A 20,226-nucleotide genomic window follows, 5' to 3' on the forward strand; every position below is an offset into this window, starting at 1 on the left:
TCGCCCGGAATATACATTAAAAGAGCAATATAGAAAATGCTGTGCATTATTCGCGTTTTTTCAAAAGTGGGTTAGGAAAAAGCAGTTCTAAATATTGGTCCGTCGCTTTGTCGATGGAAAAGTCCTGCGCACGTGCCTTAATCGCGCTTATATCATGTATGGTATTCAGCGACTCGAACATCGCAGTCGCCAGCGCCGCTGCATTACCCACCTGAACCAAACTGCCAAACTGGCCGTTACTCAAAATCTCGCGCGGTCCCGACTGACAGTCGGTGCTGACCACGGGTGTACCCACAGCAAGTGCCTCAACGATCACGTTACCAAAACCTTCGCTCGTGGACGACAAGACGTGCAAATCGGCCTGTTGGTAATAAGGTGTAAGATCTTTCATGAAACCCGGCATAAAGACACTGGACTCGATTCCAAGTTGACGGGCTTGCGTCTCCAGTTCGTCGCGGCATTCTCCTTCCCCTAGAATTAGTAGCCTAGCATCCACCCGCTGGCGTAGCACAGCAAAAGCACGGAGTAAAGTGGAGTAATCTTTCACTTTAATAAGCATGCCTACTGCCAATATCCTACGGTGCGAACCTGACCACCAGCAACTTGGAAGAAGCGGCGCAGCAACTGGCAGCGGCGTTACATCGCTTACTACCGGGTTATAAATGACGGTAATAGTTTTACGGTCCAGATCTGCAAACTGAGCCAAATCGTCCGCCGCACCTAGCGACACAGTGACGATTTCATCGGCATGCGGAAAAATATGTTTCATAGTGGTTCGCACCTTCAACCTAACGGTGGGGCGCATGAGAAGTTCAGAGCGCGACCAAGTTGTATGCTCCGCCACAACTACACGCGCTGGCACACGAGCCAACATACGCGCTATTATCGCAACCATCGTCAGCGGCCACATGCAGGCCAAGACCGCTTCGGGCCGGGTTTGCCGCAAATACTTAATTAAGGGCATAAATAACCCTCGCATGCGCTTGACTTGAAGATCCACCACACGAACTTCAGGCCGCAAATCGACTAGGAATTCGCCTGTGGCTGAAAGCAGAACCATGTCCACGGCATGGCCGCGCTGGACGAACCCGTTAGCCAAGTTGACAGCAACGCGTTCAGCCCCGCCGCAGCAAAGATCCGGCATAAGAATAGCAATGCGTTGTTGAGTCATTGGTGAACTACATTCTGATCAACAGAAGCGCCAATAACATTTTCAAGCAATGCAACTGTCGATATAAAACGTACCAAAACCATTCTCTTTCTTTTTTAATCATCAACTACTGCAATCAAGATTGCAAATCTTAAAAATTTAACCTTATTTTGTAGATGTATTAATTAAAAATTATTTATATCTAAAAATAATTTTTATATTTTTAGTACAGGATCTATGCCGGGAATCGAAAAGTAATCCTCACCATTAATTGAACTCATTCCATCCTGAAGAGCCAAATACTGAACTTGAGCTATTGGCTTATTTAAACAATCGGCAAGTATAATATAATTATTTATATTCTCTACATGGTTAAAATTAAATTGCGCCGAACTGCAAAAGCTATAAACATCTATGTATTCATACTCATCCAGAAGATTTGCCACTACATCTTCAGCTACATCCCTAGTATGTAAAGTTATTTTCTCCAATGCATTAATAGGCTTTCCTCGTGGGTGTGGCAAATAAAATACATCAAAATCTCGATTAGACGCGACGTTTATAGTGATTTTCTCTAGCTTTTGAACTCTATCAATAGAGCAAAGCGCCAATAAATCGGTACCTAAAATCAGCATACATTTAAATTTCTTTACTTTAGTATTGCCAAATTTATTAAATATTTCGACATGTACAGGACATTCAGAAGAATAATTTTTTTTATTTTTAAAAATAGTATAATGAATAACAGAATTTTTTTTTATTTTATTCTGATTAAACCTTCCCCCAACCAAATATGCCCAAATCATCCTAAAAATACTTAAATCACCTGAATGCCTATTATATATTCCAGCCTCTACAATATTGGCAGTTCCATCGTCAAAGGTATTGAGTTTATCAAAATTCACAATCGAAAGAATTATTTGTATGTACAAACTATCAATTGACGCAAGATAAATTGATGAGTATTTTTTACCTCTAAATCTTTTTTGAATATCCAAAACATAAAATGGGAATCGAAGATTGGTTTCCATAAAGTTTGCTTCGCCACATAAGGCGCTAACTTTATCAAAATAATGTTTAATTTTTAAGTTTGATTTTTCTGAAAAAACAAAAAATTCGCAATCACTTAGCTTAATTGATAGCTTATTTATAATTGCTTTAGCAATTAAAATTTGAAGAGAAGATGTACATATAAAAAGATTCATTTTTATATAAAATTAATAAAACTTAAATTTTGCATAATTTAAATAGCAGCCTCAGGTGCAACTTGCTGAGTAAAATAAAATAAATCATAACTGAACAAACTTTCGGAAAGCAAGACCCGATCGACGATCCAAACTTGAAGCGGCGTGCGCATGAGTAACAGTGCAGACCGTGGGGTATCTGTCTTTATTAGCTTAATCATCGAGCTATATGGTGTGTGTAAACTAGAAAATCTTCGCAGAACTTTAAGTCATTTAATGTATCAACATCGATGACTTCGACCTGCTTATCCATCAGAAACGGATGATCGTCCGGAGTCGAAATGCACATTCGTCACGTGGTTAGACGGGAGAAAACAGATAACAGATAAATAGCACACTTAAGCATCCAAGCTGGCTCCAAATCTTGGGGCACTGCCCTATAGCCTCCCACGCCAAAATGGTTCCATACCCGTATCGGTGGAGCGGTAGCACCAAGCGGAGTGAGTGCTTGCCAAGCTGACACTGACCACAGGGTGGTGAGCGCCGCCCTCGGCAAACATCGCAACGGCTTCTCTAATTGAGTCCGCAAAACGAAATGGCGCGTTCTGCTGGCCAGTCCTGTGAATGAATAATATTTCAAAAATCTATAAAAATAAAATTTCATAATTAAGAAATAAGCTGCAAGAAACAGTGAGTCCGGAAAGGTAATGCGCCATGCTTGTAGCGCGTGCTGAATTAACCAATCTAATCGAAATAAAATTTTATCTGATATTTATAATGAGAATCCATCATCCACTACAATATTTTGACCAGTAATAAACTCAGAAATATCAGATAACAAAAATACAATACTCCCCGCAACATCATTCGCCGACAACATTCCTTTACGCATGCAATGACTGTTGTAACGCTGTAGAAAGGAATCATCTTGCCCCGCTAAAATACCACCCGGACTTACGCAGTTTGCACGAAAATATTCACCTGCATAAGCACTCGCGTATTTTGTAAGGTGAATTATTGCTGATTTAATGGCAGCATATTCGACCGGCATAGTAAACGAAGCTTCTTCATAAACCTCGAAACGGGGTGCCATTACGCCATAAATCGATGAGAGATTAACCAGTGAAAAGTTGCTGCGTGTGCTTATTGCGTACTTTGCACATTGCTGCATAAATAAAAAATATCCACCAAGATGAAGAGATAGGTTCTCACTGAAATCTGCGAATTCAACCTCAAAAAAAGGACGTCCGTAGTTTGAATTCCTTGGATACGCGGCATTAACCGCACCATTGACAATGCCAAATCGATCATTCGCAAGCGATAGCATTTGCTCTATTGATGCGACATTCGTGATGTCAGCTTTGACAGGAAGTAGCCGTCCCGCGCCACCTCCAGAAAAGTTACTCAAACCCGAAAGAGCGTCGTCATTGCAATCAATAGCAACGACTTGTGCCCCAGCAGTCAAAACGGCAGTTGTAATTTCTCTTCCAATTCGTCCGCCTGCACCGACTATGACTATTGTCTTTTCTTCAAGGGATGGGAATCGGTTCATGGTTTGCACAAGGCCTCCGCGACAACAAAGTCATAAGCATCATCAATATCTACCGCTCGTTCCTTCGGAACTATGACGGAGCGCACCCGTCCAGCGAATAATCCAGGCTGGTTTAATATGAAGGTTGGCCGCGCAACATAAGCCACCGTGGTCATGTCGTAAATAGGCGGCGCATCCTGCCGACGTACTGTCTTGCCAAGTCCCATCACGATGTGGCTCATTCCATCTTGGTCTCTAGTGACCATGTTGAAATACGGGCTACGAGCCGCAGGGGTAACAGTAATAACCACATCGGTTTCTACATCCAATGCATCAAGGCATTTCTGCACATCATCGACGGAACGAAGTGGACTGGTTGCAGGCAGACTCAAAAATACGTCAAAAGGTTTGCCTTCGGCAAGAAGATACTCAATCGCGTGACGCCAAGCCAACCACTCTGAGGCGGTATCGGAGGCAAGTTCTACCGGACGCTTAATTACGGTTGCACCAAACTCCGCTGCGACCGATGCAATGTCATCAGCATCTGTCGAGACAAAGACTTCATTAATGCCTGGCACCAGTTGCGCGACACGAATGGAGTGTGCCAATAGAGGTATACCGCCTAACTTACGAATATTTTTACCGGGGAGACCTTTTGATCCTCCTCTCGCAAAAATAAATGCATACACTTTCATAATAAAACTCCAGAAATTGGAATTAGCAAGCCTTGCTCTGAGGACAGACGAATAGCATCTATAACCTTCAAGGTATTCAACGCGTCGTCTATGCTAACCATGGGATTGATTTCCCCATTGACCACTCTTGAGAAGCGCCGTAGCTGCGCTATATACATTTCGTTTCGATCAAAATTCAAGTCTTCAAATAGGCACTCCGTTCGACTACCCACTTGACGGTCGATCCGGTTATCAATCAAGTTCCAAATAAGGTTACCATCCTCACCAATGATCTTGCAGATGCGCGTGGGCGCCCGCTGCAGGAAATCCATATGAACCTGAACAACAAGCCCATCACACCGAGTAAGCGTTACGTCAATTTTGTCTTCAACATCAATGTCAAGCATGCCACTGCGCGAAAACATTCCAAACACTCGATCAAACTTACCAAAAAGCCATTGGAGGTAGTCAAACTCATGACTTAGTTCAAGAAGCACACCCCCTCCCAGCGCTCTCTGAGCAGAGACATTCTGCCGATAATCCGAGCCAGGACGCCAATCAGGTAAATACTGCCCTGTGTCGACCAACACGCTATGGACTCGCCCCACAACGGCGGCGTCCAGCAATGCCTTTAAGCGCTGAGCTGAAGGCAAGTGCCGCAGGGTATAACCTACCTCAACTGGTGCTGCGCCACTGCGGAGCACATCGCTGAAGACAGCAAAACGTTCGGTGGAGTCCGCTATCGGCTTTTCGATCAATACGGGGCATCCGTGCCGCACCAATATTGCAGCATGCTCAGGGTGAAATGGGGCCGGAGAAGCCACAATACCAAAGCGTGGATGCCAATCCAATGCAGACTGAAGATCATCGAAAACTCGATGTGCACCCGTCTCTTCCAAACTTAAGCGTCGCCCAGAGGAAGAAACACAACCGACCTCCGAATCCTTGAACACGGTTTTTAGATTGCGGATGTGCCTCTTGGCAATACTCCCACTGCCAATCACCAAGTAACGTGAACGGGCGTTCATAGGCGAGGCACCTCCGTCTGCGCTCGCTGATAATCCTCCATACGACCAATATCCAGCCAATACTCATGCAACGGAAACATACTTACATCGTTGCCCTTATCTATCTGCTGCGTCAACAGCGTCGGCATATCTACACGGGTGCCGGGTTCGACGCTTTTGACTAATTCAGGCGACAAGACATAAACCCCAGCATTAATGAAAAATTTCTGTATGGGTTTCTCAACCATGGATAGAATCCGGTGTTCGTCGCTCTGGATAACCCCGTACGGAACCTGATGCTCATATTCGCGCACGCACATCGTTGCGATATTGCCATGCTCCTTATGAAAGTCGAGCAAGCCGCGATAGTTTAGCGTTGTGAGCAAATCTCCATTCATCAAGAACATGGGCTCATCAATCTCATGATGTGGCAGCAGGCCTAGCGCGCCACCGGTACCTAGCGGATCCTCTTCATGCACGTAGCGAATGCTGATGCCCCAGCGCTTTCCGTCGCCGAAGTGCTCTTTAATCATCTCCGAAAGGTAATGCGTGGAGATGAAGAATCGATGGAAGCCAGCATTGATGAATCCCTCCAGGATAAGTTCAAGGATCGGTTTATCGCCCACTTTCAACAGTGGTTTGGGGCAATCGTGGGTAAGCGGATGCAGACGGGTGCCAAACCCACCGGCCATCAAGAAGACCGGGTTGTTCAGTAGGCGTTTTTCGAGAAGCCCGTGCAGTGTCTCCAGCCCAACAACGCGCCCATCAATATCGACCACCGGTAACTGCAGCAGTTGCGTGCTTTCCATGACAGCAAGCACGCGTTCCCTGCTCCAATCTCGCTGCGCCGTTTGCGGCGTAGCGCACATCGCTTCCCCGACGGGGATGTCCAAGGGCAAATGCTTGAGGAGTGCGCGACGTACATCGCCATCGGTGAGTGTGCCAAGCAGGCGGTCTTGTTCATCGACGACGATGGCAATGCGCAGGGCTCCACAGTCGAGTGTGGCAATTGCTTCTTCCAGTGAAGTTTCAGGACGTACAAGAACGGATTTCCAAGACTTCATTTATATATCCGACTTTAATTTTGTTGCGGTATTACTGACCCATGGGCGCGAGCCCAATATGACTTGATTGGCTTCCAAATCACGCGTGAGGATGCTGCCCGCGCCAACGACGGCCCCTAATCCGACCGTTACCCCTTGTATGAGAGTGGCGCCGGCAGCAATGAAGGCGCCGTCTAACACCCGAATACCGCCACAAAGGGTTGCACCGGGTGCGATATGCACATGTGCACCGATTACGCAATCGTGATCGATGCTGGCGTGCGTATTGATAATGCTGTTTTCGCCAATGCAGCAGTCGGGTTGGACAACCGCGCCAGCCATGATCTGCACCCCTTGCGCCAGCGTGGCACTGGAGCATATCCATGCGGCAGGGTGCACCAGCGCAGGGAAATTGAAACCTGCTTGACGCAGGCGTTCGTATATCGCCTTACGCGCCTGACTACCTACCAACTGTCCAATGCCATTGATCAGCCCAAAAGTGGAAGTGTCGAATTGCGCCAAGGCGTCATCCCCACCAAGAACGGGCACACCTCGCCAGTGGGATTGGCCTTGTTGAAAGAGTTGCGGATCACACACCCCCACAATGTTGTGGCCAAGCGCCATCGCCAGTGCGTGCAACACCTTAGCGTGACCACCTGCACCGATCATTACGAGTGGTTGCCTAAACATTTTTGGCTCGCTCATGGCTCAATGATTTCGCCTGCGGCAAAGCAGCGACTGGCCGGCTGACCAACGAGGCCCCACAGTGCCGTAGGCGGCAGGCCCGCCCCGCTACGCGCGGTGGTTAAGTCTTGGCGTGTCAAGACAGCGCCTGCAGGAATGTCACGGGCGGCCACCACCTGCTGGCGGCCCGCCTGACGGGTGTCCCATTCGCTGGGTTGCGGCGCTTTGCAGCCATCGCCCAGCGCGGCTTTCAGCGCCCGAATATCTCCCACCATCTGTTTCAGCTCATCCGGCTCGAGTGAGGCCTGATGATCCGGCCCGGGCAAGGTGCGATCCAGCGTGAAGTGCTTTTCAATGACGGTGGCGCCGCGCGCTACAGCCGCCACCGGTATCAGGATGCCTCGGGTGTGATCGGAATAGCCCACGGCCAATCCAAAGGCAGAAGCGAGCGTATCCATGCCACGCAGATTGACTTCGTTAAGGGGGGTTGGATACTGCGAAGTGCAGTGCAGTAGGGTGATGTGACCGCGCAAACTATTTCTATACTCTGCCTTGCTCCAGTCACGCCAAACCTCATCCATATTGGCAGGTTCGGCCTCTGCATTCAGCGCGTGCGCCACGATGGCCAGCCCCTGCTCCACTTCAGACAAGGTTGCCATGCCTGTGGAGAGAATCAGCGGCTTGCGCGTGCGGGCGAATTGCCACAACAAAGGGCCATTGGTGAGTTCGCCCGAGGGTATCTTGAAGAGGGGCATGCCCAGCTCAACCAGGAACGCGAGGCTGTCCGTATCGAAAGCGGTTGAAAGAAATTCGATACCCTTTTGCCGCGAGTAAGCCTGTAGTTCCTGGTGCCACTCGCGTGGCAGTTCCAGTTTTTTCAGCATCGCAAGCTGGCTTTCAGCCGCATCGGTACTTTGCTTTTGGTAAGCAGCCTTTGGTGCGCTTTTCGAGGCAAGCTTCTGCGCATCGAAGGTCTGGAACTTCACTCCATCTGCGCCAGCTTCGGCGGCTGCATCCACTAGCGCAAAAGCCAGGTCGCGCTGGCCGTTATGGTTTACGCCCGCTTCGGCGATGATGTAGACGTGATCAGGATCTGGTCGCTTCATCATTTAATGCCCATGTCGTGAAAGTGTTTATGAAAAGGCCCCGTGTGCGACTCAAGAACCTTGACGATTGCCGTGGCCGCGCTGCCTTGTCCATATGGATTTGAAACGTTCCGGCACATCTTTGCAAAGTCTGGCGAGAGCGCTTTGGTAAGCGCCTGCTCGATCGCTTCGGCAGTTGGTGCGCAGTGCAAGACCGAATCTGCCGCCAACCTTCCGAGTTGCCTTGAGCCAATATTGACCGTCGGAATTCCGAATGCAGGGGCTTCAATAATGCCGCTGGACGAGTTACCTACTACTGCTGAAGCCTTGCTTAGCGCGCTCAAATAACGCTTGAAACCGAGCGACGGAATAGCGAGAACTCGATGGGTTTGGCTGCGCGCATATTCTTCCAGGAGAGGGATGATCACTCGCCCTCCGTTATCCGCATTGGGGTAGGTCAGGATGATTTGGAAGTCGGGGAATCTGTCAAGTGCAGCCAAGAGTGCCCTGAAGCTTTCCTCAGGGTCTTCTTCAAGCAGGGTGACAGGGTGATGTGTGACGAGTAGATAGGGTTCACGCAGTTCGAAACCCAAGCTAGCGGCGAGTTCACCCAACTCCATCCGGGGGCTGCGCTGAAGGTGATCCAGACCAATAGCACCAACATTAAAGACCGTAGGTGGGGCCTCACCCATCTGAATCACTCGTTGCTGATATGGTTCAGCTGCAACGAAATGAAGACTTGCCATTTTGGTGATGGCATGGCGGATTGCATCATCGTAAGCACCTTCGGTGATCTCGCCGCCATGCAAATGCGCAACCGGGATGCGCATAATGAGTGCAGCCTGCACAACTGCAAGCGCCTCGAAGCGGTCACCAAGCACGATCAGGACGTCGGGCCTTAGGCGGTCTAGCGCATCGGCAAAGCCGATGGTGCCCAGCCCCATGGACTTGACCACACCAACCGGGGTATCCGAGGACAAGAGCATTTCAACTTTGGCATCAATGTTGAAGCCGTCTTGTTCGATTTGCTTCCACGTTTCACCAAATTCAGGCGACAGGTGCATCGCGGTGACGATGACCTGCAGTGCCAGCGTTTCGCTGGTCTGGATGTCTTTCATCAGCCAGTACAAGAGCCCGTATTCGGCGCGAGTACCCGTAAAAACTGCAATCTTCCGCTTCATTGCAGGAACTCCGGAAGCACACTGCTTGGCAAATTGACAACCCGCACTTCCAGCCACTCGGCATTGCTCAAATCGCCCTTGCGGCAGTGCGCATAGATGGGTAGGTGATTCATCAACTTCCAGATTGGGCGTGTCATCACACCTTGATCGTTGGTCGTCTTGATCAGCGCATCGCGCTGTTCGCCACTTTCGCAGATCACGGCATTGAGCCAGTAGTTGGAGCGGCAGTCATGTGGCTCATGGAAAAATTGCAGGTCGCTACCCTGTAGCTCCTCGGCATAGCGGGCGGCCAGTGAGCGCTTGGCAGCAATGAACCCTTCAAGCTGTTCCAACTGCGCACAGCCCAGTGCGGCATTCAGGTTGGGTAAACGGTAGTTGAAGCCAACTTCGTCATGAACAAACTCGTAGGGGTGTGGCTTCTTGGCCGTGGTGGTCAGGTGTTTGGCCCGCTTACCTAACTCTTCATTGGCAAGGATCATGCCGCCACCCCCGGTGGTGATGATTTTGTTACCGTTGAAGCTGAGCGTGCCGAGCTGGCCGAAGGTGCCGGTGTGGCGCCCCTTGTAAAAGCTGCCCAGCGATTCTGCTGCGTCTTCAACCAATACCAGGTTCCAACGTGTGCAGACTCCCAGCAGATCATCAAGCGCCACAGGGTGCCCGAAGGTGTGCATGGGCAAGCAGGCACGGATGATTTTGTCATCGTCTTTTGTACGGCAGGTGCCTTCACTGTCCATGCGTGCGTTGTCCTGCAACCAAGCATCCAGTGCGCTGGGGGAAAGGCCAAGGGTATGCCGGTCTACGTCGATAAACACCGGTTCAGCACCGCAATAGTTAATAGCGTTGCAGGTAGCGATGAAGGTGAGTGACTGGGTGATGACGAGTTCTCCGCGCTTCACACCCGCAAGCAAAAGCGCCGCATGCAGCGCTGCAGTGCCATTGACAGTGGCGACAGCACGCGGACTGCCGGTATAAGCGGCCATTTCATTCTCAAAACGGTCAACGAAAGCACCTACGCTGGAAACAAAAGTTGAATCGATAGTTTCAAGCACATAGTTGCGCTCTTGTCCGTTAAAAACAGGGGCATGGAGAGGAATAAAGTCTTTCGTACGGTATTGGTCACGAATGAAGCGGATGAGATGGGCAAACATGTTGGGTTTAGACGTTGTAGATGTCTGCTTTGTATTTGGCAAGGTTTTCCGGGCGTGTAAACCAGTTAATCGTTTCCTGAAGGCCCTGCCGGATGTTGTACTGCGGCTCAAAGCCGGTGAAATCGCGGATTTTGGAGTTGTCGCACCAGAGCCGGAACACTTCAGATTTTTCTGGCCGGATTCGCTGCTCATCCATCAGGAATTGAACATCGCTGTTCATCAGTTCTCGAATCAGGTTAAGTGTATCGCCAACTGAAATTTCAAAGTTTGAGCCGATATTTACTGTTTCACCAATAGCTTGGTCGCAACGAGCCAAGGCAAGAAAGCCACGACAGGTGTCAGCTACGTAGTTGAAATCGCGTGTGGGTGTGACATCGCCAAGCTTGATTTGCTTTTTGCCACTGGCAATCTGACTGATGATGGTTGGGATGACCGCCCGGGCGGATTGTCGAGGACCATAGGTATTGAATGGGCGGGCAATAGTAATGGGAAGATTAAAAGCATTAAAAAAACTCATTGCCATTGCGTCAGCACCAATTTTGGAGGCACTATAAGGGGACTGCGCTTGGAGCGGATGTTTTTCATCAATCGGCACATATTGAGCGGTGCCGTATACCTCGCTGGTTGAAGTGTGAATCACACGCTCGACATTATTCTCTAATGCTGCCTGACAAATATTCAATGTGCCTTTGATGTTGGTGTCAACATAGCTGTCCGGGGCGAGATACGAATATGGGATAGCTATTAGCGCAGCAAGGTGAAATATGATATCCACCTCCTTGGTAATATGCTTGCAGTAATGAGGGTCACGCACATCGCCATTTAAAACTTCGATGTCTTTTAAACAACTTACATCTTCCAACCATCCCCAATAATTAAAAGAATTGTATTGAGATAAAGCTTTTACTTTATAGCCCTCACGGACTAATAGTTCGGTGAGGTGAGAGCCGATAAAACCGTCGGCGCCAGTAATGAGCACATTTTTGGTCATAGTTAAATAAAATTGATGCCGATATTGATCAGGCGGATTTTAGGAATTGAACCCATGGCATGGGATGGCATTTTTGGGCGACAAACCAGGTGAAAAGGAATCGGACTGCCATAGAAATCGCAAAGGCCATTGCGGCACCCACTAAGCCGAACAAGTCAATAAACAGTATGAGCAGGCCGATATTAAGCAGTCCGGAGACAATCGTAGACAATGACAGTAGGCCAGTTTTTCTAGCATAAAAAGTGTAATTGGTCACCATCAAATACATGCCGACAAATGCTTGCCCCAAGGCTAGCCAACCTACCACCTTGCCAGCTTCAGCATATCGTTCACCGGCAATCAATACCGTAAGATAGGGGCCAATCAAAAATGCAAGCCCTGCGATCAATAACACAAACATAAAATAAACATAAGTCCAACGAACGATTTGACGTTTTTCCTCAGGCAGATCGCGTTTGAGCCGTTCATAAAGCCAAGGCACATAGGCTTTGTTAACTGCGTCAAATACGATGCCCATGGCACTTGTCAATTGAACGGCTACCATGTAAACGCCCGTCTCTGCCAGACCAAGCTTTGAGTTAATAACAAATCGATCGAAAGAACTGAGTATAAATATACCGCCAATATGGGGAATGAGTGGCACACCGAAATTGAGAATTTCCCTGATTTGATCGGGTCGCCATTTAAACGTCAAGAAATCATCGCGGCGCAAAAGATATATTGAAATTCCTGCAAGCAAAAAAGTGACGTAAACCTGAGCATTGATGCGGCCGGCTGCGCCTTGCGCCAGAGTGACGACGAATAACAAGGATAAAAGCATATTACTCAAACTTTGGCTGACTTGGAGAATGCCATAAGGGCGAGCACTTTTTTTTACCTGCCACAGACCCAGGCGCATTTGAATGATAAATCCTGTGGCTGCAACCGCAACTGAAAGAAAAATCCACTTTTCGTTCAGGCTGACTAATTCTGAAATTCTTTGCCTAAACAAAAAAATTATAAAAAAAACAATCAAGCTGCTTCCAACAAGAACCTGAAAACAAGATCCGATGTAAGCTTTGAAGTCTGCCGTATTAAGGTCAGTGTCGTAATACTTTCTTGCGGCTGCGCCAACACCGCTGAGACCCACAAAAGCAGCCAATGCAGCTATCAGGGTTTGAAACATAGCAATCTCGCCGTATTCAACCGGACTGAGATAACGAGTCAATATAGGAAGCAGGGCAAAAGGAATTGCAGCAGCAAGAAGGTTAGAAAACAGGTAAACAGCAGAGCTTGATAAAAGACTGTTATTTTTTATTTTTGCAAACATCGTCACGATTTTCTGATAGCAAATAGTAATTTTTTTAATAATGAAAAGAATTAGATTTGTCAATCTTCTACATTACAACAAATAAACGAATAATTAGATACTTATAAATTTTAAAGCCGGTAACATAAAATTTTTAAATTTTTTTTTGATAGTAAATTATCACTAGCTTACAAAGACGATAACTTAAATTTAAATTCGTGCACTTTTAAAATAATTCAAAGCACGAGCCAAATAGTAATCACAAAACGAAAGCTATTTCAAAACTCTTTGCTATAGCACCGCCAAACCAAGTCATTGCGGATCACTATAGAGCGATATATTATGCAGTGCACATTGCGTACGATCTTCAAAACGTCTCTGCTTCGCTTAGCGCCAGGCCTTGCTGGTCTTTGTCTGACAAGCTGGGCGCGGTCGATAGGGGCCATTGAATGCCAATGGCCGGGTCATCCCACACAATGCAGCGCTCATGCGCGGGCGCGTAGTAGTCGGTGGTCTTATACAAAAATTCTGCCGACTCGCTGGTCACCATGAACCCGTGCGCAAAGCCTGCGGGGATCCACAGCTGTTTGTGGTTTTCTTCGCTCAGTTCCATACCGACCCAGTGGCCGAAAGTGGGTGACCCCTTGCGAATATCGACCGCTACGTCAAACACCGCACCGCGCACCACGCGCACCAACTTGCCTTGAGGCTGCTGGATTTGGTAATGCAGTCCGCGCAGCACGCCCTTGCCGCTACGGCTGTGGTTGTCTTGTACAAAGTTCAGGTTGAGACCGGTGGCGTCGTTGAAGGCTTTTTGGTTGAAGCTTTCATAGAAGAAGCCGCGCGCGTCGCCAAACACTTTGGGTTCGATGACAAGCACATCGGGAATAGCCGTCAGCGTGACTTTCATGATGGGCTTGCTTCTGCCAGCAAGCGCTGCAGGTATTGGCCGTAGCCGCTTTTGGCCAGGGGCTGAGCCAGCTTTTCAAGTTGCTCGGCAGTGATAAAGCCGTTGCGAAAGGCGATTTCTTCGGGGCAGGCGATCTTCAGGCCTTGCCTGCGCTCCAGTGTGGCGATGAACTGGCCCGCTTCCAGCAGGCTGTCGTGGGTGCCAGTGTCCAGCCAAGCATAGCCGCGCTGCATCATTTGCACATTGAGCTGGTTTTGATCGAGGTAAGCCTGGTTGACGGTGGTGATCTCCAACTCGCCGCGTGCGCTGGGCTTGACGGCCTTGGCTATGTCAACCACCTGGTTGTCGTAGAAGTACAGGCCGGTGACGGCGTAGTTGCTTTTGGGCTTGAGGGGTTTTTCTTCAATGCTGCTGGCTTTGCCGGTTTTGTCGAAGGCCACGACGCCGTAGCGCTCGGGGTCTTGCACGTGGTAGGCAAACACGGTGGCACCGCTGGCTTGGCGGTCTGCGGTGGCAAGCAGATTGACCAGGTCGTGGCCATAGAACAGGTTGTCGCCCAGCACCAAAGCACTGGGATGGTTGCCGACAAAGTCTTCTCCAATGAGGAAGGCTTGCGCCAGGCCATCGGGGCTGGCTTGCACGGCGTATTGAAGGTTGATACCCCACTGGCTGCCGTCGCCCAGCAGCTGGACAAAGCGCGGAGTGTCTTGCGGGGTGCTGATGATGAGCACGTCTTTGATGCCGGCCAGCATCAAGGTGCTGAGCGGGTAATAGATCATCGGCTTGTCGTACACCGGCAGCAACTGTTTGCTGATGGCCAGCGTGGCCGGGTGCAGGCGCGTGCCCGAGCCGCCAGCGAGGATGAGGCCTTTGCGTTGAGTATTTTTAATCACTGGAGCACGTCCTCTTTTGCGTATTGCGTCTGCACCCAGTCGCGGTAGGCGCCGCTTTGCACATTGGCCACCCACTCGGCATTAGCCAAGTACCACTGCACGGTCTTGCGGATGCCGGACGCAAAGGTTTCCGCCGGTTTCCAGCCCAGCTCGCGCTCGATCTTGCCGGCGTCGATGGCGTAGCGCCGGTCGTGGCCGGGGCGGTCTTTGACGGTGGTGATTTGCGTGCGGTAGCTGGTACCGTCTGCTTGGGGGCGCATCTCGTCGAGCAAGGCGCAGACGGTGTTGACAATCTCGATGTTGGGCTTTTCGTTCCAGCCGCCGACGTTGTACACCTCGCCCAGCCGCCCGGCTTCCAGCACGCGGCGAATGGCGCTGCAGTGGTCCTTGACGTACAGCCAGTCGCGCACCTGCATGCCGTCGCCGTACACCGGCAGCGCCTTGCCGGCCAGGGCGTTGACGATCATCAGCGGAATGAGCTTTTCAGGAAAATGATAGGGGCCGTAGTTGTTCGAGCAGTTGGTGGTCAGCACCGGCAGGCCGTAGGTGTGGTGGTAGGCGCGCACCAGGTGGTCGCTGGCGGCTTTGCTGGCCGAGTACGGGCTGTTGGGCTCGTAGCGATGGGTTTCGGTAAAGGCCGGATCGGTCGCACTCAAGGAGCCGTAGACCTCGTCGGTGGAGACGTGCAGGAAGCGAAAGGCCGCCTTGGCTTCGGCTTCGAGTTGATTCCAATAGGCGCGCACGCTTTCGAGCAGACGAAAGGTGCCAACGATATTGGTCTGGATGAAGTCTTCAGGGCTGTGGATGGAGCGGTCCACATGGCTTTCAGCAGCGAAGTTCAGGACAGCCCTGGGTTGGTGCTGCGCCAGCAGGCTGGCAACCAGTTCGGAATCCCCAATGTCGCCGTGCACAAAGATATGCCGCGCGTCGCCGTCCAGCGATGTCAGCGTTTCCAGATTGCCGGCATAGGTCAGCTTGTCGAGGTTGACGACAGGCTCGTCGCACTGGGCCAGCCAGTCGAGGACGAAGTTGGCACCAATGAAGCCGGCTGCACCGGTGATGAGAATGGTCACGGCGTGTCGCGCAACATCAACGGCTGCGGGTGTTGGAGGGAAGTCATCTGCTTCTTTTTTAATAGCTGCTTACGCAAATAGTGCGTGCGCAAGAGGCATTTTTCATCATTACTTTTGGGCTACATACCAAGGCATGGCTTCGGCCACGCCTTCGGCCAGCCGGTGCGTGGGGGCGTAACCCAGCAAGCGCTGCGCTTTGCCAATATCGGCCTGGCTGTGGCGCACGTCACCGGCGCGAAAGTCGCGGTACACGGGCTGTACGCTGGCGCTGACGCCATGGGCCGCGAGGTTGTCGCGCAGCAGGGCGTACAGGATGTTCAAGGTGGTGCGATCGCCTACGGCTACGTTATAGACCTGGTTTCTGGCTTCGGGGTTTGTTGCAGTGGCCGCCAGCAGGTTGGCCTGCACGGCATTGGCCACAAAGCAGAAATCGCGGCTGGTTTCACCGTCACCATTGATGTACACCGGCTCGCCTTGCAACAGTGCGGCTGTCCATTTGGGAATAACGGCGGCGTAGGCGCCGTTGGGGTCTTGGCGGGGACCGAATACATTGAAGTAGCGCAAGCCCACGGTGTTGAAACCGTAGCTGCGGGCAAACACTTCAGCATACAGCTCGTTGACGTATTTGGTGACGGCGTAAGGGCTGAGCGGTTTGCCGATTGCGTCTTCAACCTTGGGCAGCGCGGGATGGTCGCCGTAGGTGGAACTGCTGGCGGCGTAGGTGAAGCTTTTCACTTTGGCGTCGCGGGCAGCGACCAGCATGTTTAAGAAGCCGGTGATGTTGGCGCTGTTGGTGGTGATGGGGTCTTCGAGGCTGCGGGGGACGCTGCCGAGGGCCGCTTGGTGCAGCACATAGTCAACACCGTGGCAAGCCTTTTGGCAGTCGACCTGCTCACGAATGTCGCCTTTGATGAAACTGAAGTTCGCCCACTGCGCGGCAGTGACGAGGGATTGAACTTCATCCAGATTGCGCTGGTGGCCGGTGGCAAAGTTGTCCAGGCCGACGACGCGCTGGTTGAGTTTGAGCAGGGCTTCCAGCAAATTGCTGCCAATAAAGCCAGCCACGCCAGTGATGAGCCAGGTGCGGGGCTCGGTGGGCAGGCGGGTTTGCAGTCGTTGATAAGCAGTCATTTCACTTCTTTATTCATAGCAGCTTGCGCACGTCTGGCTTGCGCAAGAGCTGGTTTTCTTCTAAATTCCAGGGTTTTACAGCCGCAAGTCGCTTTCGGCAGCGGGCAGCAGGTATTTCAGGTCGTACAGCACATGATTGGGCTTGCCCAAGGCGCGGATGGCGGCAGCGCCCATGGTTTTGAACTGGTGATGCGCCACGGCGATGATGATGCCGTCGTAGGTGCCAGATTCGGGCTGGGCGACCGGGGTAATGCCGTATTCGTGCTCGGCTTCAGCCGGTGCGGCCCAGGGGTCGTATACGTCAACTTGGCAGTTGTAGTCTTGCAGTTCGGCCACGATATCGACCACGCGGGTGTTGCGCAGGTCAGGGCAGTTTTCCTTGAACGCCAGACCCATGACCAGGATGCGTGCGCCATCGACATGGACGCGGCGTTTGGTCATGGCTTTGACCAGTTGGGACACGACGTAAGGGCCCATGCTGTCATTCAGACGGCGACCAGCCAGGATGATTTCGGGGTGGTAGCCAATCGATTGGGCCTTGTGGGTCAGGTAGTACGGGTCTACGCCAATGCAGTGGCCGCCGACCAGACCAGGACGAAATGGCAAGAAGTTCCATTTGCTGCCAGCAGCCTGCAGCACCGCTTCGGTGTCAATGCCCATCTTGTTGAAGATGATGGCCAGCTCGTTGATGAGCGCAATGTTCAGGTCGCGCTGGGTATTTTCAATCACCTTGGCGGCCTCGGCTACCTTGATGCTGGCGGCCTTGTGGGTGCCGGCGGTAATGATTTCGTTGTAGAGCGCATCGACAATGTCGGCAACTTCGGGCGTGGAGCCGGAGGTGACTTTCTTGATGGTAGTGACGCGGTGCTCTTTGTCGCCGGGGTTGATGCGCTCAGGGCTGTAGCCAGCAAAAAAGTCCACATTGAACTTCAAGCCCGAGAATTTTTCGAGCACAGGCACACAATCTTCTTCAGTGGCGCCGGGGTACACAGTGGATTCGTAAATCACGATATCACCGGGCTTGAGGACTTTTCCAACGGTTTCGCTGGCCTTGATCAGCGGCGTAAGGTCGGGCCGCTTGTGTTCGTCAATCGGCGTGGGTACGGTAACAATGAAGCAGTTGCAAGCGCGCAAGTCTTCAAGTTGAGTGCTAAAACGCAGATGAGTGGCGGCCTGGAGTTCTTCGGGTTCGGTCTCTAACGTATGGTCATGCCCCGCTTGCAATTCGGCGATGCGCTTGACATTGATGTCAAAACCAACGACCGAGCGCTTTTTGCCAAATTCAACAGCCAGCGGCAAACCCACGTATCCCAAGCCAATCACTGCAACGGAAAGGGGGAACGCAGGGTTTTGTATTTTTTTTGTTGATGTCATAAAAAGGAGGTCAAAAATAAGAAAACAGACTTAGGCCGCTTTAGCCATCAGCGTAGCAGGCCTGTAGCACCATCGAAACTGTGTCAACCGTGCATAAATGGCTGAATACAACACGCCACAAAAAACAAAGCCGAATATCAGTATGGGCGTATGAGTGGGCCACTGAACGGCAATCAAGGCTGGCACTAATGCGGCCAGCCACATGATGGCGCCTGTGGCTGAATTGCGGGTTAAATTGGATGCTTTTGGCAACAGGCGACGTGCCAGACGGCGTTTGACCAGACTGTGCAAATGCAGACGGTCGGGGTCGCCAGGACTCAGGTGACGACGACGGCGGCGCACGATACTGAAGAGCACCTCCAGCACCGGAAAGCCGCACACCAGCATGGGGGCCCAAGCCGATACGTCGGGATGACGTTGCAATAACAGCACAGCCATCCAAGCTAGGGCAAAACCGATGAAGTAAGCCCCTCCGTCGCCCAAGAATATCTTGCCCAGCGGCCAGTTAACCAACAAAAATCCAGCCACGGCACCCGCCAAAATCAGACAAATGCGTGCCAGATCGGGGTCGCCCAAAGCAGTGGTCATGACGGCAAAAGCAGCAAGAATAATCAATACGGTCCCAGAAGACAGTCCATTGAAGCCATCAATAATATTGATGGCATTGGCAATACCACCTATGGCAAAGGCCGTAAAGGCAACCGAAATAAGGGGAAAGCTCAGCAGCCAATTCATACCCCAGACATTGGCATTGGTAATTGAATAACCGGTGATGGCCCATCCCAGCACACCGCTCCCCATTGTGGCCAGCAAGCGGGTGCGCACGCTGACTTTTTTAGTGATGTCTTCAAGCAAGCCAAAAGCAAAAGCCGGAATTCCGGCAAGAATCAGCGGCCCGAGCAGGGACTGTCTGTCGGGATGCGCCATCAGATAGCCGGCAACAACGCCTGCCGCGATCGCAATGCCCCCCACGCGAGGGGTAGGCTCAGTATGGAATTTTTGAATACCCTCATCCGAATCCATGGTGTGATGACCATGCCAATTCTGGGTGGCGACCAGTAACAGGGCGACCAGCAAAGCCGTACCACCGGCAACCAGGGCAGCGAGTGGAATGAAGCTGAAAATATCTTGCATGGTTAGACGCGCCGTGAAAATTAACTGACGGCCTGTTGGCTGCAAGCGCCAAAACGACGATCACGGGCACTGAACCAGACCAGCGCTTCATCAAGCACCGAGGCAGAAAAGTCAGGCCAAAGCGTGTCAGTAAAAAACATCTCGGTGTACGCCATTTGCCAGAGTAAAAAATTACTGACGCGTGACTCGCCGCCTGTGCGAATGAGGAGTTCGGGGTCGGGCGCGTAAGCCATACTAAGGTATGGGCGCATGGCTGCTTCATCCATGCCTGCGACGCTTAAAGACGGATTGGCAACCTGCCACGCTTGCACGGCCTGCATCATGTCCCAGCGGCCGCCGTAGTTAGCCGCGATGGTCAGGGTGATCTTGTTGTTGTGCGCAGTCAAGGCCTGCGCACTGGCCATGAGATTTTGCAGTCGCTGGTCGAAACGGCTCAGTTCACCTACCACTTTGAGACGCACGCCACTGGCATGCATGTCGCTCACTTCTTTTTGCAGGTAATGCACCAACAAGCGCATGAGGCTCGAGACTTCGTCGGCGGGACGTTGCCAGTTTTCCGTGCTGAAGGCAAACAGCGTGAGATAGCGTATGCCACGTTCCGAGCAGGCTTGGACGATCTGACGAACCCGACGCGCACCGCTGGCATGGCCGAGCGCACGCGGCATACCGCGCTTGGCAGCCCAGCGGCGGTTTCCATCCATGACGATGGCCAGATGCTGTGGCATGACCCTTTGTGGTAAAGCTT

Annotated in this window: 19 protein-coding genes; all 19 read right to left on the reverse strand. The window is 51.2% G+C overall.

The features are described 5' to 3' along the window. Positions 1-46: 46 nt before the first annotated feature. Entirely contained in the window at positions 47-1,171 is a 1,125-nt protein-coding gene (locus RCH06_RS14005; protein WP_327082080.1) for a glycosyltransferase, read from the reverse strand. Between the two features lie 194 nt (positions 1,172-1,365). Further along, entirely contained in the window at positions 1,366-2,355 is a 990-nt protein-coding gene (locus RCH06_RS14010) for a glycosyltransferase family 52 (RefSeq protein WP_327082081.1), read from the reverse strand. Positions 2,356-3,106: 751 nt separating this feature from the next. After that, on the reverse strand, positions 3,107-3,886 hold the full coding sequence (locus RCH06_RS14015) for an oxidoreductase (protein WP_327082082.1): 780 nt from the start codon (positions 3,884-3,886) through the stop codon (positions 3,107-3,109). Further along, positions 3,883-4,560: an acylneuraminate cytidylyltransferase family protein gene (locus tag RCH06_RS14020; RefSeq protein ID WP_327082083.1), complete on the reverse strand. Its 678-nt coding sequence runs from the start codon at positions 4,558-4,560 to the stop codon at positions 3,883-3,885. The genes RCH06_RS14015 and RCH06_RS14020 overlap by 4 nt, the downstream gene beginning before the upstream one ends. Beyond that, positions 4,557-5,567: a Gfo/Idh/MocA family protein gene (locus RCH06_RS14025; protein WP_327082084.1), complete on the reverse strand. Its 1,011-nt coding sequence runs from the start codon at positions 5,565-5,567 to the stop codon at positions 4,557-4,559. Before RCH06_RS14025 ends, RCH06_RS14020 begins: the two co-directional genes overlap by 4 nt. After that, positions 5,564-6,610 (reverse strand): nucleotidyltransferase family protein, encoded by a 1,047-nt coding sequence (locus tag RCH06_RS14030; protein WP_327082085.1) that lies wholly within the window; start codon positions 6,608-6,610, stop codon positions 5,564-5,566. Before RCH06_RS14030 ends, RCH06_RS14025 begins: the two co-directional genes overlap by 4 nt. Further along, entirely contained in the window at positions 6,611-7,294 is a 684-nt protein-coding gene (locus tag RCH06_RS14035) for an acetyltransferase (RefSeq protein ID WP_327082086.1), read from the reverse strand. Continuing rightward, complete coding sequence (gene neuB, locus RCH06_RS14040; RefSeq protein ID WP_327082087.1) at positions 7,291-8,382, reverse strand: N-acetylneuraminate synthase; 1,092 nt, start codon at positions 8,380-8,382, stop codon at positions 7,291-7,293. Before neuB ends, RCH06_RS14035 begins: the two co-directional genes overlap by 4 nt. Beyond that, on the reverse strand, positions 8,379-9,539 hold the full coding sequence (gene neuC / locus RCH06_RS14045; RefSeq protein ID WP_327082088.1) for a UDP-N-acetylglucosamine 2-epimerase: 1,161 nt from the start codon (positions 9,537-9,539) through the stop codon (positions 8,379-8,381). Before neuC ends, neuB begins: the two co-directional genes overlap by 4 nt. Beyond that, positions 9,536-10,687, reverse strand: a complete 1,152-nt coding sequence (locus RCH06_RS14050) for a LegC family aminotransferase (RefSeq protein WP_327082089.1) — start codon at positions 10,685-10,687, stop codon at positions 9,536-9,538. The genes neuC and RCH06_RS14050 overlap by 4 nt, the downstream gene beginning before the upstream one ends. A gap of 7 nt (positions 10,688-10,694) precedes the next feature. Continuing rightward, positions 10,695-11,678 (reverse strand): NAD-dependent 4,6-dehydratase LegB, encoded by a 984-nt coding sequence (locus RCH06_RS14055; RefSeq protein ID WP_327082090.1) that lies wholly within the window; start codon positions 11,676-11,678, stop codon positions 10,695-10,697. Positions 11,679-11,706: 28 nt separating this feature from the next. Further along, on the reverse strand, positions 11,707-12,987 hold the full coding sequence (locus tag RCH06_RS14060; protein ID WP_327082091.1) for a lipopolysaccharide biosynthesis protein: 1,281 nt from the start codon (positions 12,985-12,987) through the stop codon (positions 11,707-11,709). A gap of 346 nt (positions 12,988-13,333) precedes the next feature. Then, positions 13,334-13,876 carry a dTDP-4-dehydrorhamnose 3,5-epimerase gene (rfbC, locus tag RCH06_RS14065; protein ID WP_327082092.1) on the reverse strand — a complete coding sequence of 181 codons (543 nt, stop codon included), beginning with the start codon at positions 13,874-13,876 and terminating at the stop codon, positions 13,334-13,336. Then, positions 13,873-14,769, reverse strand: coding sequence for a glucose-1-phosphate thymidylyltransferase RfbA (gene rfbA / locus RCH06_RS14070; RefSeq protein ID WP_327082093.1), 897 nt, complete (start codon positions 14,767-14,769; stop codon positions 13,873-13,875). Before rfbA ends, rfbC begins: the two co-directional genes overlap by 4 nt. Next, complete coding sequence (rfbB, locus tag RCH06_RS14075) at positions 14,766-15,842, reverse strand: dTDP-glucose 4,6-dehydratase (RefSeq protein WP_327082094.1); 1,077 nt, start codon at positions 15,840-15,842, stop codon at positions 14,766-14,768. Before rfbB ends, rfbA begins: the two co-directional genes overlap by 4 nt. Before the next feature lie 108 nt (positions 15,843-15,950). Then, complete coding sequence (locus tag RCH06_RS14080; RefSeq protein WP_327082095.1) at positions 15,951-16,973, reverse strand: NAD-dependent epimerase/dehydratase family protein; 1,023 nt, start codon at positions 16,971-16,973, stop codon at positions 15,951-15,953. A gap of 75 nt (positions 16,974-17,048) precedes the next feature. Further along, positions 17,049-18,347, reverse strand: coding sequence for a Vi polysaccharide biosynthesis UDP-N-acetylglucosamine C-6 dehydrogenase TviB (gene tviB / locus RCH06_RS14085; protein WP_327082096.1), 1,299 nt, complete (start codon positions 18,345-18,347; stop codon positions 17,049-17,051). 30 nt (positions 18,348-18,377) lie between these two features. Then, on the reverse strand, positions 18,378-19,481 hold the full coding sequence (locus RCH06_RS14090) for an MraY family glycosyltransferase (RefSeq protein WP_327082097.1): 1,104 nt from the start codon (positions 19,479-19,481) through the stop codon (positions 18,378-18,380). Between the two features lie 20 nt (positions 19,482-19,501). Further along, the gene (gene uppS, locus RCH06_RS14095; RefSeq protein ID WP_327082107.1) at positions 19,502-20,206 is read right to left on the reverse strand and encodes a polyprenyl diphosphate synthase; all 705 of its coding nucleotides are present in this window, start codon (positions 20,204-20,206) and stop codon (positions 19,502-19,504) included. Positions 20,207-20,226: the final 20 nt, after the last annotated feature.

Origin of the sequence: Polaromonas sp. CG_9.5, assembly GCF_035984465.1 — a bacterium.
Classification (GTDB): Bacteria; Pseudomonadota; Gammaproteobacteria; order Burkholderiales; family Burkholderiaceae_C; genus Polaromonas.